Raw genomic sequence first — 14,276 nt, 5'->3', positions numbered from 1 at the left:
CCGTACGGCCGAACGGCAGGCTGCAACCGAATACTGGGCCGCCGTCCAACGCTGGGCCGCGGCCGAGAGGCAGCTGGCGGCCCAGCGGCGGGACTCAATCAAACAGCGACAACTGGACGGCCGCGTCCTTCGGCTGGCTGGCGTGCTTGGCCAGCTTTCCGAACCGGCGTCCACCCGGTCGGCCGTGCTCGGATGGCGTCCGGGCCGCCCCGGCCGTCCTGCCGCCGGAAGGGGCCGGACGTCGCGGTGATTCGGCTCCGCTGAGGTCGGGCGGCTCCGAGGACCAGCCGGTCCGCTCCGAGGACCAGGCCTGCTCGACGGGGCGCTCCGGCGGGTTCTGGTAAGCCAGGAACTGCAGTGCGGCCGGCGTCGTCCAGGTCAGCTCGTGGTCCCGGAAGGCGGCGCCGACCGCGGCCGGGTCCAACGGCAGCATGCCGGGGCCGCCGCTGATGTCGCTGAGATCCAGGCCCAGTTCGACATCGCAGTGCATCCGCATCACCTGACAATTCAGTTCCCAGGCCGTCCGCGCCTCGGGCTGGGCCAGTCGCTTGGCAGCGGCGCTGCCCACCGCCGCCCTCACCCGGGCTCCACCGGCGGCCAGGTCGTCGAACACCGCCGCGGCGGTGCCCAGGGTGGTCAGCAGCCTGGCTGCCGTCTTGGGGCCGATGCCGCGAACCCCGGGCAGGTTGTCCGAAGGGTCGCCCCGCAACGCCGCGTAGTCGCAGTACTGCTCGGGACGGATGCCGAGCATCACGGCCAGCAGCTGGGGGGTCAGCAGCGGTGAGGCGTCCACTCCGCCGTTGATGATCCGCAGCACCCGGGTGTGCTCGTCGATCAGGGCGAAGGAGTCCCGGTCAGAGGTCATGATGACGGTCCGGGCGCCCACCTGCGGAGCGAGCCGGGCGGCCGAGGCCAGCACGTCGTCGGCTTCCAGCCCCTCAGGCACCACTACTGCCACGCCCATGCGCCGCAGCACCTCGGCAGCGCCGTCCAGTTGGGAGACCAGGTTCTGCAGCTTCTCGGTGCGGCTGGCCTTGTACTGGGGCCAGCGGGTGCGCCGCACGCTGGCGACCGGATCGTCGAAGCCGACCAGGATGGCGGTGGGGCAGATCCGCTCGGCCGCCGCCACCAACTGGGTCAGCAGTCCCCGGATCGCCCACAGCGGCCGGCCGTCGGCTGCGCGCAGCCCGGTGCCGGCCTGGGAGTGGAAGCTGCGGTGGACCAGCGAATTGCCATCGACGGCCAGCAGCACCGGAGAATCCTGCACGGGCACCACTGTAAACGTCGCAAGCTCCTGGGCGGCACTGCGACAACCGACAGCCACGCCCGGCTCACCGTTAGGGTGGCAGCACCGCCAGGTGGCTGGCGCGATTCTCCCGGCTCCGCGGCGCTCGGCCTTCGAGCGGCGTGGCTGAGAAGGTGACGAGGTGTCTGGATGCGGCTTGGTGTTCCTGGACCGCGGGATCTGCTGCGGCTGGCCGAGGGCGGCTATGAGGCGATCGAGCAGGCCATCGCCCTGGTGCCCAGGGTCATCACCCTGATCGGCCAGATCGAGGGCGTGGTGGCAAAGGTGAACGTGGTCATGAGCGAGGTCGATGAAACCCAGCGCCAGGCCCGCACGATCGTCCAGCGGGCTGATCGGGTGCTGGTTGGCAGCGAGCAGCTGATTGAGCGGACCGGCGCCCTGGTGGAGCGATCGAGCGCGGTCATCGACAGCACCGAACCGCTGATCAAACGGACCGCCGCGGTGCTCGACAGCACCGAACCCCTGATCGAGCGGTCAGGCGCGGTCATCGACAGCACCGAGCCCCTCATCCAGCGGACCGGCGCGGTGCTCGACAGCACCGAACCCCTGATCGAACGGACCGCCGCGGTGCTGAACAGCACCGAACCCCTCATCCAACGCACCGGCGCGGTGCTCGACAGCACCGAACCCCTGATGGAACGCACCGGCGCGGCGCTGGGTCAGACCGACCCGCTGGTTGAGCGGGCCGGCGAGCTGGTGGGCCGCGCCGACGGACTGCTGGAGCGGTTCGAGCCGTCGCTGCGCGGCCTGGAGCCAGTGTTGAACCGGCTGGCCGAATCGACCAGCCCGGCCGAGGTCGACGCCGCCATCCAACTCATCGACACGCTGCCCGAGCTGGTGCGGGCGGTGGAGAACGACGTCCTGCCGATCATGAAGACCATGGGCACGGTGGCGCCGGACCTTCGCGACCTGCTCGACACCAGCAAGGAACTCAACGAGATCCTCGGCTCGTTGCCCGGGCTGGGCCGGATCAAGAAGCGGGTCGAGGAACGTCAGGAGATCGAGGACCAGCATCGGCTGGCCAAGGACGACCCGCCCCGCTCCCCCGACGAGGTGCGCTGAGCTCAGCATCGCCGGTGAGGTTTGGGATCACGAGACCAATCAGCTGGAAAGCAGCAGGTAGCCGTCAGGGGCGCCAGCCAGCTCATTGAGCATTCCGGCACGTCGACACATCGCGATGGATCGGACGTTCTCGGTGTGCACGTACGCCCACATGCGGGCGTCGCGCCCAGGGACCCGAGCAGTGATATCGGCGACCAAGGCAGACATCAAGACGTCACTGACGCGGGTGCCGTCGCTGAATCGCTTGCCCTGCCAAGCCGAGGCCACCGCGGCGACCTCGACTTTGCTGGCCAAGAATTCACGACCATCGTTCGCAGCTAAAGTGGACTGCTCGTGGGCCACCAGGCCCACCAGCGCACCGCTTGCCTTGTCGAAGAGCAGCAACAGCCTGGGGTCGCCGCTGGCGGCATACGGATCGAGCCCCCAGGCCAACACCGTTGTGGTGATGAACCGTTCGGCCTCCAGCTCGTACGCGGCTCGCGGATCAGCGCATCGAAAGGCCTTGACCAGCTCCGCGTCTTCAGCACATGCGGCTCGCACCTGCCACGGCGGGCTCATTCAGATACGGACACGGGCACGAGCACTCGCAACGGCTCAGATTTCTCCAGACGGTCAGCGTCTGCGTCGGAGATGGAGACACGCGGTGTACGAGGACCGCCGAACACCACATCCACCGAACCTGGGCGTTCAACTCTGGTCACCGGCTGCTCGGCAAGCCCCGGGTCGCTGAGCCACAAGCCCGGAAAAACGCTATGGATCGCGACGTGGTCCAAGTCTTCGATGATGAGCACGAGTGCCTGCCCGGCATCGGCGCGATGAATCCTCAGTGCCCAGTGCAACGGCACCTGGGTCCGAAAGCCCTCGTTCGTTGCCATCAACACGAAATCATCCTGACGTCTCAGGACCCACCCGACGGTCGTGTGCTCCCATGACGTCTGCCAGCGGTTGTGCACCTCCGTTCGTAACCGCTCAGTCTTGACGGCGATGCGCCGAAGTAGCGCGCCGAGTTCGCCATCGATTGCGGCTGCTCCGACGCTGCCGGCCCCGACAAGGCGGATCTCCGCCGGGCTACGCGTGGACAACAGCTTGCACAGACTTCCGAAATCAGTGCCCTGCTCGATCTCAGCCGCAGCGGCGGCGGCAGCAGCGGCTGCGGCGGTTTCACCGTGCCGGGCCCATCGAACAGCGTCGAGGTTGAGCGAGCAGAACATCCTCATCTGGCCACTCAACCGGTTGTGCTCAACGAAGGGGATGCGCACGCCGTCTGAGAGCAAATGATGTGAGCGAAGTGTGCGCAGCGGGCCTTCGCTGGGCTGCGCGCCGGGCCGGTACACATTCAGCAGCTGGTCACGTCCGGCGAGCGGCCATAAGGCGACCCCACCGCCTTGGCCACCGCGCCCGGAGCTGGAATCCATATACCTATTCTACCCGAGCTGTTGTTTTGACGCCTCGAAGGCGGCGGAACTGTGGATAACCTCAGAGTCGCAGCCTTGCCGGCCGAGCCTTGATGTGAGAACCGGTGTCAAGGCTCGGCCGACCGGCCGTGGCTAGCGGCGCGTCGCTAGCGGCGTTCCCGGTCCTTCGCGGTGAAGGCAACCGCGTCCTTGGCAGGCACCCGCACCCTGGCGTAGCCCTGGTTGTCGACCGTGAAGGTGCGTCCCGTGCAGTCCCCACCGTTCAAGCTGCCGTGGATGATGTCGCAGTAGGTGCCGCGCGGCAGTCCGGTCTGGAACCTCATGGTCTTGTCGACTGCGCCGTTGTTCACCGCGAACCAGCCACGGTGACCGCGGCTGAAGGCGATCAGGTTGACCCCGTCGTCGGCCCAGTTGGTGAGCTTGGCGTCACCGACGTAGTTGTGCCAGCCGACCATGTTGAGAACCCCCTTGGCGCGGTGGGTGCAGATCCAGCCCGCGTCGCAGTCGGTGTTGGTGACGAAGCCCCGGGCGTCGGCGGGCGGCGAGCCCTCGGGGTCGGTCCAGGCGAAGCTGGAGTAGACCTGCGGGGTGCCGTAGGGGTAGGCGAGCATGAACTCGTGCGCCAGGATGTTGGCGGCGCCGTCCTTGTAGTTCAGGGTCGAACCGTTGCGCTCGGTGTCGTGGTTCTGCACGAACACCACTGACTTCTCACTCGGCAGCAGGCCGGCCTGCTCGCCGAAGACCTTCAGAGCGGTGATGTTGCCGCCCGGCGGGGTGGTGTAGCTCTTGAACGCGTCGCGGAGCTGGCCGGCGTAGTCGAAGCCGAACAGGTGGCCCTGGCCAAGGAAGGCCCACGGGGACAGCTTGCCCGGACCGCCGGGCACCACCTCGAGGGCCCAGAAAGGACGGGTGCCGTCCACGGTCTTGCGCAGCAGCCGCTTGATGGCGTCCAGATCGGCCTGGCCGACGTGCTTGGCGGCGTCCACCCGGAATCCCGAAACCCCATAGCTGAGCAGCTTGTTCAGGTAACCCGCCACCCGGTTGCGGACGTAGCTGGTCTCGGTGCGCAGGTCGGACAGGCTGACCAGCTCGCACTTGGTGACCTGCAGGATGTTGTTGAAATCCTCGATATTGCCGCTCGGGCTGGGGCAGTCAGTGGGCGTCCGGTGGAAGTTCTCGCGGGTGTAGAGGCCCTCGTACTCGTACTTGGTGTAGCTGCGCCCGCCGTAGGACAGGTTGCCCTGGCCGGTCATGTGATTGATGATCGCGTCGACGTAGACCTTGACCCCGGCCTTGCGGCAGGTGGCCACCATTGACTTGAACTGCGCCTCGTTGCCCATCCGGCTGGTGAGGCTGTAGCTGACGGGCTGGTAGACCTCCCACCACGGATGCACCGGGCCATCGGTCTTGGACAGGGAGTCCTGCGGCGGCGCCACCTGCACGCCGCCGAAGCCCTTCGGGCCCAGCACCGTCTTGCATTCGCGGGCGATGGAGACCCAGTTCCACTCCCACAGGTTGACGATCACGTCGCGCTTGACCTGGCCGCCGCCCCGGTTCGCGCTCACGGCCTGACTCACGGTCTGGTTCGCGGTCTGGTTCGCGGTCGCACTCGGGGTGGCGCTGCTGACAGCGGTGACCGACGCCGCGGCCACCGTCACCGAGCCGGCCGCGATCGCGACCGCCGCCCAGATCCGACGCCGAACCCTGCTCCTGCCGCGGGCGGGCACGGTGGACCCGGCGGAGTTTGCTCTTTTCATGACTGTCCTTTCGATGGAGTTCAGCAGCGCGGGCGACGACGGCCGGCTACCCGTTCCTTTACTAGTGACCTGCATCACAGCTGTCAACGCTCCAACTGGTCGAGATGGCCGAAGTTAGGCGATGCCACTGACAGTCCTGGCCGCGCGAGGGACTGCCCTAGGCTGCAGGCGTGATTGGCACTGTGCAGGCCAGCCGTTACGTGACCCCGTTGCGCGAGGGCGGCTCGTTGCCCGGCATCGTCGAGGCCGATGACCTGGGCACCTACGTGGTGAAGTTCCGGGGCGCGGGTCAGGGCTTGAAGGCGCTGGTGGCCGAGGTGGTGGTCGGCGAACTCGCCCGCCGGCTGGACCTGCGCGTCCCCGAGCTGCGAGCCCTGGAGCTGGACCCGGTGATCGCCCGCTACGAGGCGGATCAAGAGGTGCAGGACCTGCTCAACGCCAGCGTCGGGCTGAACCTGGCCGTCGACTTCTTGCCCGGCTCGTTCGGCTGGGACGCCGGCTATCCGGCCGACCCGGCGGAGGCGGCCCGCATCCTGTGGCTGGACGCGTTCACCGCCAATGTCGACCGCAGCTGGCGCAACCCGAACCTGCTGATCTGGCACCGCCGGCTATGGTTGATCGACCACGGCGCCGCGCTGTACTTCCACCACGGCTGGTCCCGGCCGGGCGCCGATCCGCAGCGCTTCGCCCGGCAGCCCTACGACGCATCGGAGCACGCGCTGGTCTCCCATGTCGCCGGAGTGGCCGAGGCCGACCGGGCGCTGGCGCCGCTGGTCGACCGCCGGCTGCTCGAAGAGGTGCTGGCCCAGGTTCCGGACGAGTGGCTGGAGCCGGAGAACGCCGAGCCCGCCGCGGTGCGCCAGCGCTACCTGGACTACCTGCTGGCCCGGCTGGCCGGCGACCGCAACTGGCTGCCGAGGGCGGTCGCGGCATGAGCGGCATGAGCGAGGATCGCAGCGAGCGGCATGAGCGAGGACCGGAGCGAGTGGCAGCGATGAGCGCTTGCGCGAAGAGCCGATGACCATGAGCCGGCACGGGTTCCAGTACGTGGTGCTGCGCTGCGTGCCGCGGGTGGACCGGGAGGAGTTCGTCAACGTCGGGGTGGTGCTCTACAGCCAGAGCGCCGACTATCTGTGCGCCGGTAGCCGGCTGCAGGAGGCCCGGCTGCTGGCGTTGGCGCCCGAGCTCGACCTGGAGGCGACCCGGTCGGCGCTGGCGGCCATCGAGGCGCACTGCTGCGGTCAGGCCGATCCGGTCGCCGGGGCCGGGATCAGCCTGGGCCAGCGGTTCGGTTGGCTGGCCGCTCCACGCAGCACCGTCATCCAACCGGGGCCGATCCACGGCGGCGTGACCGGGGACCCGGCGAGGCAACTACAGCACCTGCTGGAGACGCTGGTCGGCTGACACACCACCAAAAGCTCCAAGCCCTGTCGTACCAGCGGGCGACTATCACCCCTCCAGCCTCGCCAGCCACTTTCGACCCATTGACCGAAAAATAAGAACTTCCATTGAAATTGTCTGCAGACCTGGCTAACGTCCGCTACGGGCAGTAGTTACGCGCGGGGGGCCCTCATCCGTCAGCAGAGTCGGGGTGGGCGCGCGCCTGCAAGTCGCTGTGACAGCCAGGCCATAGCCGTGCCCGTTCATCCCATCACTCCCTGCTTCACCGACCCTGAAGGAACCCACCCATGGTTCTTGCCCAGCGACCTCGTCGCTTTACCGCGATTGCCGCCCTCACGGGTTTGGCGGCCATGGCCGTCACCGGCATCGCACTTACCACCGGCTCGGCTACCGCCGCGCCCAGCCCCAAGGCCTCACCCAGCGCGCTGGCCGCGCAATCGGCCGCCGCCCTGGTCGCGTCCAGGGCAGCCGCCCTGCACATCAGCAACCATGACGCGTTCATCGCCTCGAAGGTGATCTCCACGCCGGAGGGCCTGCAGTACGTCCCCTATAACCGCACCTACAAGGGCCTGCCGGTAGTCGGCGGCGACTTCGTGGTGGTCACCGACGCCACCGGCAAGGTGCTGTCCACCTCGGTGGCCCAGGAGCAGACGATCAACGTGGCCACCACCGCCACCCGCAACCCGGCCCAGGCCGCGGCCGCCGCCCGGGCCCATGCCAAGTACAAGACCGTCGAGAAGGTCGCCGGCACCCGGCAGGTCGTGCTCGCCTACGGCACGCCGCGGTTGGCCTACGAGACCGTGGTCTCCAGCCGCTCCAGCGCCCAGCCCAGCAAGCTGCACGTGTTCACCGACGCCAGGACCGGCGCGCTGTTGCACTCCTTCGACGAGGTGCACGAGGGAACCGGCACCGGGCGTTACAACGGCCCGAGCCCGCTGGCGATCGACACCAGCCACCCCACCACCACCACCTGGACGATGACCGACCCGATCCGCTCGAACGTCTCCTGCCGCGACTACACCTCTCGGGCGGTGCTCTCGGGCAGCGATGACGTGTGGGGCAACGGCGTCGGCAGCAACGTCGAGACCGGCTGCGTGGACAGCCTCTACGGCCTCAAGACCCAGTGGAGCATGCTGGCCAGCTGGCTCGGCCGTAACGGCATCAACGGCTCCGGCGGCGGCTTCCCGATCTACGTGGGCCTCAATGACCTCAACGCCTACTGGAACGGCTCCTCGGTCACGATCGGCCACAACCAGGCCGGTGAGTGGATCTCCTCGATGGACGTGGTCGGTCACGAGTTCGGGCACGGCCTCGACGCCAACACCCCCGGCGGCATCGGCTCCTCCGCGGTCGCCGAGTTCACCGGCGACGTCCTCGGCACGCTGACCGAGTTCTACGCCAACCAGTCCGCCACCTACGACGAGCCGGACTACCTGATCGGCGAAGAGGTCAACCTGGTGGGCAGCGGCCCGATCCGCAACATGTACAACCCGGCGGCCGCTGGCGACCCGAACTGCTACTCCAAGTCGGTTGACCGCATGGAGACGCACGCGGCGGCTGGTCCCGGTAACCACTGGTTCTACCTGGCCTCCGAGGGCAGCAACCCGACCAACGGCCAGCCGGCCAGCTCCACCTGCAACGGCTCCACCATCACCGGCATCGGCATCCAGACGGTCGGCAAGATCTTCTACAACGCCATGCTGCAGAAGACCTCCCGGATGACCTACGCCAAGTACCGCATCGCCACCCTGAACGCCGCCAAGAGCCTCACCCCCGGCAACTGCACCAACTTCAACGTCATCAAGGCGGCCTGGAACGCCGTCAGCCTGGGGGCGCAGACCGGGGAGCCGACCTGCCCGTGAGCAGTGGACGACCCGAGTAACCCGAGCGGGAGTCTCACCTGATCATCAACTCCTGACCCTCGGCGCATGACCTGAGTCGCGACCGGGCGGCAAGCCAGCGATGGCTTGCCGCCCGGTTCGTCATGAGGTCCGCCCGGTGGCGACCAGTTGCGCCCACTTGCGACCGCTTGCGGGGCGACCGGCGGGAGCGACAGTATGTCGGGACGGGTTAGCCGAACCCTTCCACAGGTTGCAGATTCGGAAAGGACACCGCCGTGGCAACCAGCAATCTCGCCGCACCCCAGCTCGTTCTGAACAGCCGGATGCTCTATACCAGTTGGATACCCGAGGACCTGCAAGCGTGCGCGCAGCTCCTGCCACGGGCCCTGGATCCGGCGGCGAACCGCGCCGTGTACATGAACCAGTACGTGGTGGACTCGGCGGAGCAGACGACAGGCTTCGGGGCGTACTCGCTCACCTACCTGGGGCTGGACCTGCTGGACCTGTTCGCGCCGGACGGAGTGACGCCGGCGCGCTTCTTCACCCACTACTTCAACTCCTCAGAGGTGATGCGGGAGTACGCGGCTGAGCGGGGCGTCCCGGCGGCCTCGGGCTCGACCACCCTGGAGGTGGAGGGCGGCATCGCGACGGCGACCACGTCAGTGGACGGGCGGCCGATCATCCGCACCCGGGCGCAGGTGGGCGACACCGCGGACATCGTCCTGGGCGGGCACCTGCGCTACGTGACCCGGGTGGGCAACCGGCTGATCGCCGGGAACTACCCCTACATCGGAGAGCTCGTGAGCTCGTTCGAGGTGCAGTCCATCGAGTTCCTGGACGCCGACCACCCGGTGTACGCGCTGCGTCCGGCCTCGCCGCTGAATGTGGTGACGGGCTCGTCCTTCTACGCCCCGCGCGACTCGTTCGTCTACCCCGGCGGCGAGGAGGACATCGGCCCCGCCGAGGGCGGCGGTGGCGGTGGCGGCGGCCACGAGCACCAGGCCTAGCCTGCCTCTGCCCTGGGTTAGGGCAGCAGCAGCACCTGGCGCTGCCCTAGCCCAGAACTCCTGACTCTCAGAGCAGCTCAGGCGCGTACCCGCCTCAGCGGAACTCGTCCACCGGGTCCGCGGTCAGGTCGTCCTCGTTGCTGGCCTGCTGGTTCAGCTCGTCCTCGTCCACGATGTGCATGGCAGCCTCTTCGGCGCTGGCGGCGCTACCGGCCTTGCCCGCGTCGAACGCGACCGGGGCTTCGGTGAGCTCGTGGACGCCCTCGTCCGGGGCAATCAGCCGGCCGGCGCGGGGGGCAGCCTCTTCGGTGATGTCGTCCGGGGTGATGTCGGGGATCTCCTGCGCCAGCCGCTGGTCCAGGCTCTCGCCCTCGGCCTGCTCGGCCGCGGTGTTGCCGAACCGGGTGGCGACCGGGCTGTTGTCGGGCGGTGAGTAGCTGGTGTCCAGCGGCTCGTCGAGTTCGGCGCCCTCGCCGGTCAGCGTCTCGGCCTGGTCCAGGTACTCGGCGTCATCGTCGCCCGCGGCGTAGACGTCGTCGCCGAAGGCGGTGTCATCGGTTTCGGTCATGACTTCACTACATCACTCCGGACGCGATCGTGCGAGTTCGGCGGCCATCTTGCGCAAGGTGCGGCCGAACAGCGCCGAACCGAGCGCCCCGATCACCGGGCCCAGCAGCCGGTCGGCGAAGCGGGGCATCCAGCGCAGCCGGACGTCCTCCGACCAGGTCACCAGGGTGCCGGCGCCCGCTGGCCGGACGTCGATCTCGGCCCCGCCGGTCAACCAGGGCCCGAGTTTGCGAATCCGGCAGTGGCCAGGTGCCCCCTCGGTCACCGGCTGCCACTCGGTGACCTCCATCGGGTCGTCGAAACCGATCGGTCCGAGCTGGCTGCGGCCGGTGAACCGGACGCCGAGGCCCGAGCCGGCCGGGCTGTGCCGATCCAGGGCGACGGTGGTCAGCGGGATCCAGCGGCTCTGCGCCGGCCAGTCGGTGACCAGCGCCCAGACCTCCTGGGCCGGGGCGTCGATCGTCAGCTCGGTTCGGATTCGGGCCATTCCTCGATCCTATGGCCGGTCTCGGGTTGGCGGTTCGGGCTCGTGATGGCACGCGAAGTAGGGTTTAGGCACACCAGGACAAGGGAGTCTGACATGACCGAGACCGTCACGAGCGCCGATGTCGCGGTGCTGCGCACCGGCAGCGACGAGAACCTGGAATTGCCGATCGAGCCGTCGAGCGAGGGCTCGGCCGGCGTGAACGTGAGCAAGCTGCTCTCGCGCACCGGGCTGGTGACCTATGACCCAGGTTTCGCCAACACCGCCTCGTGCGCGTCCAAGATCACCTATATCGACGGCGACGCGGGAATCCTGCGCTACCGCGGTTACCCGATCGACGAGTTGGCCGAGAAGTCCACCTTCGCCGAGGTCACCTACCTGCTGATCTACGGTGAGCTGCCCTCGCCCGACGAGCTGAACGCCTTCACCTCCCGGTTGAACCGGCACACCCTGCTGCACGAGGACCTCAAGCGGTTCTTCGACGGCTTCCCCCGCGACGCACATCCGATGCCGGTGCTGTCCTCGGCGGTGTCGGCGCTGTCGACCTTCTACCAGGACTCCCTGGACCCGTTCAATCCCGAGCAGGTGGACCTGTCCACCATCCGGCTGCTGGCCAAGCTGCCCACCATCGCGGCCTACGCCTACAAGAAATCGGTCGGGCAGCCGTTCCTCTACCCCGACAACTCGCTGGGCCTGGTCGAGAACTTCCTGCGGATGACCTTCGGCTTTCCGGCCGAGCCCTACCAGGCCGACCCCGCGGTGGTCCGTGCCCTGGACCTGCTGTTCATCCTGCACGCCGACCACGAGCAGAACTGCTCGACCTCGACGGTCCGGCTGGTCGGCTCGTCCAACGCCAACCTGTTCGCCTCGGTCTCGGCCGGCATCAACGCGCTGTTCGGCCCGCTGCACGGCGGCGCCAACAGCGCGGTGCTCGACATGCTGCAGGCGATCCGCCAGGACGGCGGCGACGTCAAGCGGTTCGTCGAGCGGGTGAAGAACAAGGAAGACGGCGTGAAGCTGATGGGCTTCGGGCACCGGGTCTACAAGAACTACGACCCCCGCGCCACGATCATCAAGAAGACCGCCGACGAGGTGCTGTCCGCCCTGGGCAAGCGCGATGACCTGCTCGACATCGCGATGGAGCTGGAGGGCTACGCGCTGGCCGATGACTACTTCGTCAGTCGCAAGCTGTACCCGAACGTCGACTTCTACACCGGCCTGCTGTACCGGGCGATGGGCTTTCCGACCAAGATGTTCACGGTGCTGTTCGCGATCGGACGGCTGCCGGGCTGGATCGCCCAGTGGCACGAGATGATCAACGACCCGCACACCAAGATCGGCCGGCCGCGCCAGCTCTACACCGGACCCACCAGCCGCCACTACCCCGGCGCGTAGCACTGCCCGCGCATAGCGCTGCCTGCGTAGCACTGCCCGTGATGCGGTCGCGCGCCGGTGTCCGGTAAACAGTAGGCATGAGCCAACAAGTCCGCGCCGTCATCGCCCGCAGCAAGGACCAGCCGGTCGAACTGGTCACGATCAACGTCCCGGATCCCGGTCCGGGCGAAGCCGTGGTCAAGATCGGCGCCTGCGGGGTCTGCCATACCGACCTGCACTACCGCAACGGTGGCATCAGCGCCGACTTTCCGTTCCTGCTGGGGCATGAGGCCGCCGGCGTCGTCGAGAGCGTCGGCGCGGGCGTCACCGAGGTGGCCCCCGGCGACTTCGTGATCCTGAACTGGCGGGCGGTCTGCGGCCAGTGCCGGGCCTGCAGCCGGGGTCGGCCGCAGTACTGCTTCAACACCCACAACGCCACCCAGAAGATGACCCTGGAAGACGGCACGGAGCTCTCGGCGGCGCTGGGCATCGGCGCGTTCGCCGACAAGACGCTGGTCGCCGCCGGTCAGTGCACCAAGGTCGATCCGCAGGCCTCGGCCACGGTGGCCGGCCTGCTCGGCTGCGGCGTGATGGCCGGCCTGGGCGCGGCGATCAACACCGGCGGGGTCGGCCGGGGTGACTCGATCGCCGTGATCGGCTGTGGCGGGGTGGGAATGGCGGCGATCGCCGGGGCGCGACTGGCCGGCGCGACGACCATCATCGGCGTCGACATCGACGAGCGAAAGCTGGTGGCCGCCCGCGAATTCGGCGCCACCCACGTGATCAACTCCACGACCACCCATCCGGTGGAGGCGATCCGGGAGGCGACCGGCGGTTTCGGCGCCGACGTGGTGGTGGACGCGGTCGGCACGCCCAAGACCTACAAGCAGGCATTCCTGGCCCGCGACCTGGCCGGCACGGTGGTGCTGGTCGGCGTTCCGGAACCCCAGGCCAAGATCGAGTTGGGACTGCTCAACGTCTTCAGCCGCGGTGGCGCGTTGAAGTCCTCCTGGTACGGCGACTGCCTGCCCTCGCGCGACTTTCCGATGCTGATCGAGCTTTACCTGCAAGGGCGCCTGCCGCTGGACAGGTTCGTCACCGAGACCATCGGCATCGGCGACATCGAGGCGGCGTTCACCAAGATGCACAACGGCGACGTGCTGCGTTCGGTGGTCGTCTTCGACGAGGAGGCCTGATGAGGGAGCATCGCAGGCGCGCAGCGCCGAGGAGCGGACCTCAGCCGGCGATGAGCGCTAGCGCGAAGAGCGGAGACAACGGATGAGGGAGCATCGCAGGCGCGCAGCGCCGAGGAGCGGACCTCAGCTGGCGATGAGCGCTAGCGCGAAGAGCGGAGACTACCGATGAGCGCTCGCATCGAGCACACCACCACCTCGGGGACGTTCAACCTCGACGGCGGCAGCTGGGAGGTGGACAACAACGTCTGGCTGGTGGGCAATGACACCGAGTGCGTCGTCATCGACGCTCCGCATCAGCTGTCGCCGATCCTGGAGCTGATCCACGGCCGGCAGCTGACCGCCATCCTGTGCACCCACGCCCACGACGATCACGTGACGGCCGCCCGGCAGTTGCACGTGGCCACCGGGGCTCCGGTCCGGTTGCATCCGGCCGATGAGATGCTGTGGCGCCAGCTCTATCCGGACTTCGAGTTCGTGCCGCTGTCTCACGGCGAGCAGGTGCAGGCCGCCGGTGTCACCATCGAGGCGCGGCACACCCCCGGGCACTCGCCGGGCGGGGTCTGCTACTACGCCGCCGAGCTGGGAACGGTGTTCAGCGGCGACACGCTGTTCAAGGGCGGCCCCGGCGCCACCGGACGGTCCTACTCCAACTTCGGCACGCTGCTGGACACCATCCGCTCCGAGCTTTTCACCCTGCCGGCCGACACCGTGGTGCGCACCGGCCACGGCGACTCGACCACGATCGGTGAAGAGGCGCCGCAGCTGGAGGAGTGGATCGCCCGCGGCCACTGACAGCCCCGGTTCAGCTGTTGGTCCCCACCTGCGACTTTTGGTCGGAAATGTCGGATCGGCTGGTTATCCTTAGC

Annotated in this window: 14 protein-coding genes; 8 read left to right on the top strand and 6 right to left on the bottom strand. The window is 68.2% G+C overall.

Features of this window, described 5'->3' with window-relative positions:
- Window positions 1-94: 94 nt before the first annotated feature.
- The gene (locus VF557_15925) at window positions 95-1,267 is read right to left on the bottom strand and encodes a 5'-3' exonuclease H3TH domain-containing protein (protein ID HEX8081700.1); all 1,173 of its coding nucleotides are present in this window, start codon (window positions 1,265-1,267) and stop codon (window positions 95-97) included.
- Window positions 1,268-1,435: 168 nt separating this feature from the next.
- Here VF557_15925 and VF557_15920 point away from each other — a divergent pair, with 168 nt between their 5' ends.
- Window positions 1,436-2,368 (top strand): hypothetical protein, encoded by a 933-nt coding sequence (locus tag VF557_15920; GenBank protein ID HEX8081699.1) that lies wholly within the window; start codon window positions 1,436-1,438, stop codon window positions 2,366-2,368.
- Between the two features lie 39 nt (window positions 2,369-2,407).
- Here the strand turns inward: VF557_15920 and VF557_15915 are convergent, their stop codons facing one another.
- From VF557_15915 to VF557_15905, 3 genes are all read right to left on the bottom strand, one after another.
- Window positions 2,408-2,926 carry a hypothetical protein gene (locus VF557_15915; GenBank protein HEX8081698.1) on the bottom strand — a complete coding sequence of 173 codons (519 nt, stop codon included), beginning with the start codon at window positions 2,924-2,926 and terminating at the stop codon, window positions 2,408-2,410.
- Window positions 2,923-3,783 carry a hypothetical protein gene (locus tag VF557_15910; GenBank protein ID HEX8081697.1) on the bottom strand — a complete coding sequence of 287 codons (861 nt, stop codon included), beginning with the start codon at window positions 3,781-3,783 and terminating at the stop codon, window positions 2,923-2,925. Before VF557_15910 ends, VF557_15915 begins: the two co-directional genes overlap by 4 nt.
- A 146-nt stretch (window positions 3,784-3,929) precedes the next feature.
- Window positions 3,930-5,540 (bottom strand): alpha-amylase family protein, encoded by a 1,611-nt coding sequence (locus VF557_15905; GenBank protein ID HEX8081696.1) that lies wholly within the window; start codon window positions 5,538-5,540, stop codon window positions 3,930-3,932.
- A 170-nt stretch (window positions 5,541-5,710) separates the two neighbouring features.
- Here VF557_15905 and VF557_15900 point away from each other — a divergent pair, with 170 nt between their 5' ends.
- The 4 genes from VF557_15900 to VF557_15885 all read left to right on the top strand — a co-directional run bounded on the left by VF557_15900 (window position 5,711) and on the right by VF557_15885 (window position 9,789).
- Window positions 5,711-6,475, top strand: a complete 765-nt coding sequence (locus VF557_15900) for a HipA family kinase (protein HEX8081695.1) — start codon at window positions 5,711-5,713, stop codon at window positions 6,473-6,475.
- A gap of 82 nt (window positions 6,476-6,557) precedes the next feature.
- A complete protein-coding gene (locus VF557_15895; protein HEX8081694.1) occupies window positions 6,558-6,944 on the top strand; it encodes a DUF3037 domain-containing protein in 387 nt (128 codons plus the stop codon).
- A 347-nt stretch (window positions 6,945-7,291) separates the two neighbouring features.
- Window positions 7,292-8,803: a M4 family metallopeptidase gene (locus tag VF557_15890; protein ID HEX8081693.1), complete on the top strand. Its 1,512-nt coding sequence runs from the start codon at window positions 7,292-7,294 to the stop codon at window positions 8,801-8,803.
- 254 nt (window positions 8,804-9,057) lie between these two features.
- On the top strand, window positions 9,058-9,789 hold the full coding sequence (locus VF557_15885) for a hypothetical protein (GenBank protein HEX8081692.1): 732 nt from the start codon (window positions 9,058-9,060) through the stop codon (window positions 9,787-9,789).
- 94 nt (window positions 9,790-9,883) lie between these two features.
- Here VF557_15885 and VF557_15880 read toward each other — a convergent pair whose 3' ends face one another.
- Both VF557_15880 and VF557_15875 read right to left on the bottom strand, forming a co-directional pair.
- Window positions 9,884-10,357 (bottom strand): DUF5709 domain-containing protein, encoded by a 474-nt coding sequence (locus VF557_15880; GenBank protein HEX8081691.1) that lies wholly within the window; start codon window positions 10,355-10,357, stop codon window positions 9,884-9,886.
- Window positions 10,358-10,369: 12 nt separating this feature from the next.
- Window positions 10,370-10,843, bottom strand: coding sequence for an SRPBCC family protein (locus VF557_15875; GenBank protein HEX8081690.1), 474 nt, complete (start codon window positions 10,841-10,843; stop codon window positions 10,370-10,372).
- A gap of 93 nt (window positions 10,844-10,936) precedes the next feature.
- Here VF557_15875 and VF557_15870 point away from each other — a divergent pair, with 93 nt between their 5' ends.
- The 3 genes from VF557_15870 to VF557_15860 all read left to right on the top strand — a co-directional run bounded on the left by VF557_15870 (window position 10,937) and on the right by VF557_15860 (window position 14,202).
- Window positions 10,937-12,235, top strand: a complete 1,299-nt coding sequence (locus VF557_15870) for a citrate synthase (GenBank protein HEX8081689.1) — start codon at window positions 10,937-10,939, stop codon at window positions 12,233-12,235.
- 77 nt (window positions 12,236-12,312) lie between these two features.
- Complete coding sequence (locus tag VF557_15865; protein HEX8081688.1) at window positions 12,313-13,410, top strand: S-(hydroxymethyl)mycothiol dehydrogenase; 1,098 nt, start codon at window positions 12,313-12,315, stop codon at window positions 13,408-13,410.
- Between the two features lie 165 nt (window positions 13,411-13,575).
- Window positions 13,576-14,202, top strand: a complete 627-nt coding sequence (locus VF557_15860; GenBank protein ID HEX8081687.1) for an MBL fold metallo-hydrolase — start codon at window positions 13,576-13,578, stop codon at window positions 14,200-14,202.
- Window positions 14,203-14,276: the final 74 nt, after the last annotated feature.

The sequence above is a fragment of the Jatrophihabitans sp. genome (genome assembly GCA_036389035.1).
Classification (GTDB): Bacteria; Actinomycetota; Actinomycetes; order Mycobacteriales; family Jatrophihabitantaceae; genus Jatrophihabitans_A.
Note: the sequence above shows the minus strand (reverse complement) of the source record. Positions and strands in the feature narration are given on the sequence as shown.

Excerpts from the sequence above, each read along its gene's own strand:
- VF557_15920 (HEX8081699.1), top strand. The coding sequence starts at position 1,436 with ATGCGGCTTGGTGTTCCTGGACCGCGGGATCTGCTGCGGCTGGCCGAG.
- VF557_15915 (HEX8081698.1), bottom strand. The coding sequence starts at position 2,926 with ATGAGCCCGCCGTGGCAGGTGCGAGCCGCATGTGCTGAAGACGCGGAG.
- VF557_15910 (HEX8081697.1), bottom strand. The coding sequence starts at position 3,783 with ATGGATTCCAGCTCCGGGCGCGGTGGCCAAGGCGGTGGGGTCGCCTTA.
- VF557_15905 (HEX8081696.1), bottom strand. The coding sequence starts at position 5,540 with ATGAAAAGAGCAAACTCCGCCGGGTCCACCGTGCCCGCCCGCGGCAGG.
- VF557_15895 (HEX8081694.1), top strand. The coding sequence starts at position 6,558 with ATGACCATGAGCCGGCACGGGTTCCAGTACGTGGTGCTGCGCTGCGTG.
- VF557_15890 (HEX8081693.1), top strand. The coding sequence starts at position 7,292 with ATGGCCGTCACCGGCATCGCACTTACCACCGGCTCGGCTACCGCCGCG.
- VF557_15880 (HEX8081691.1), bottom strand. The coding sequence starts at position 10,357 with ATGACCGAAACCGATGACACCGCCTTCGGCGACGACGTCTACGCCGCG.
- VF557_15875 (HEX8081690.1), bottom strand. The coding sequence starts at position 10,843 with ATGGCCCGAATCCGAACCGAGCTGACGATCGACGCCCCGGCCCAGGAG.
- VF557_15870 (HEX8081689.1), top strand. The coding sequence starts at position 10,937 with ATGACCGAGACCGTCACGAGCGCCGATGTCGCGGTGCTGCGCACCGGC.
- VF557_15865 (HEX8081688.1), top strand. The coding sequence starts at position 12,313 with ATGAGCCAACAAGTCCGCGCCGTCATCGCCCGCAGCAAGGACCAGCCG.
- VF557_15860 (HEX8081687.1), top strand. The coding sequence starts at position 13,576 with ATGAGCGCTCGCATCGAGCACACCACCACCTCGGGGACGTTCAACCTC.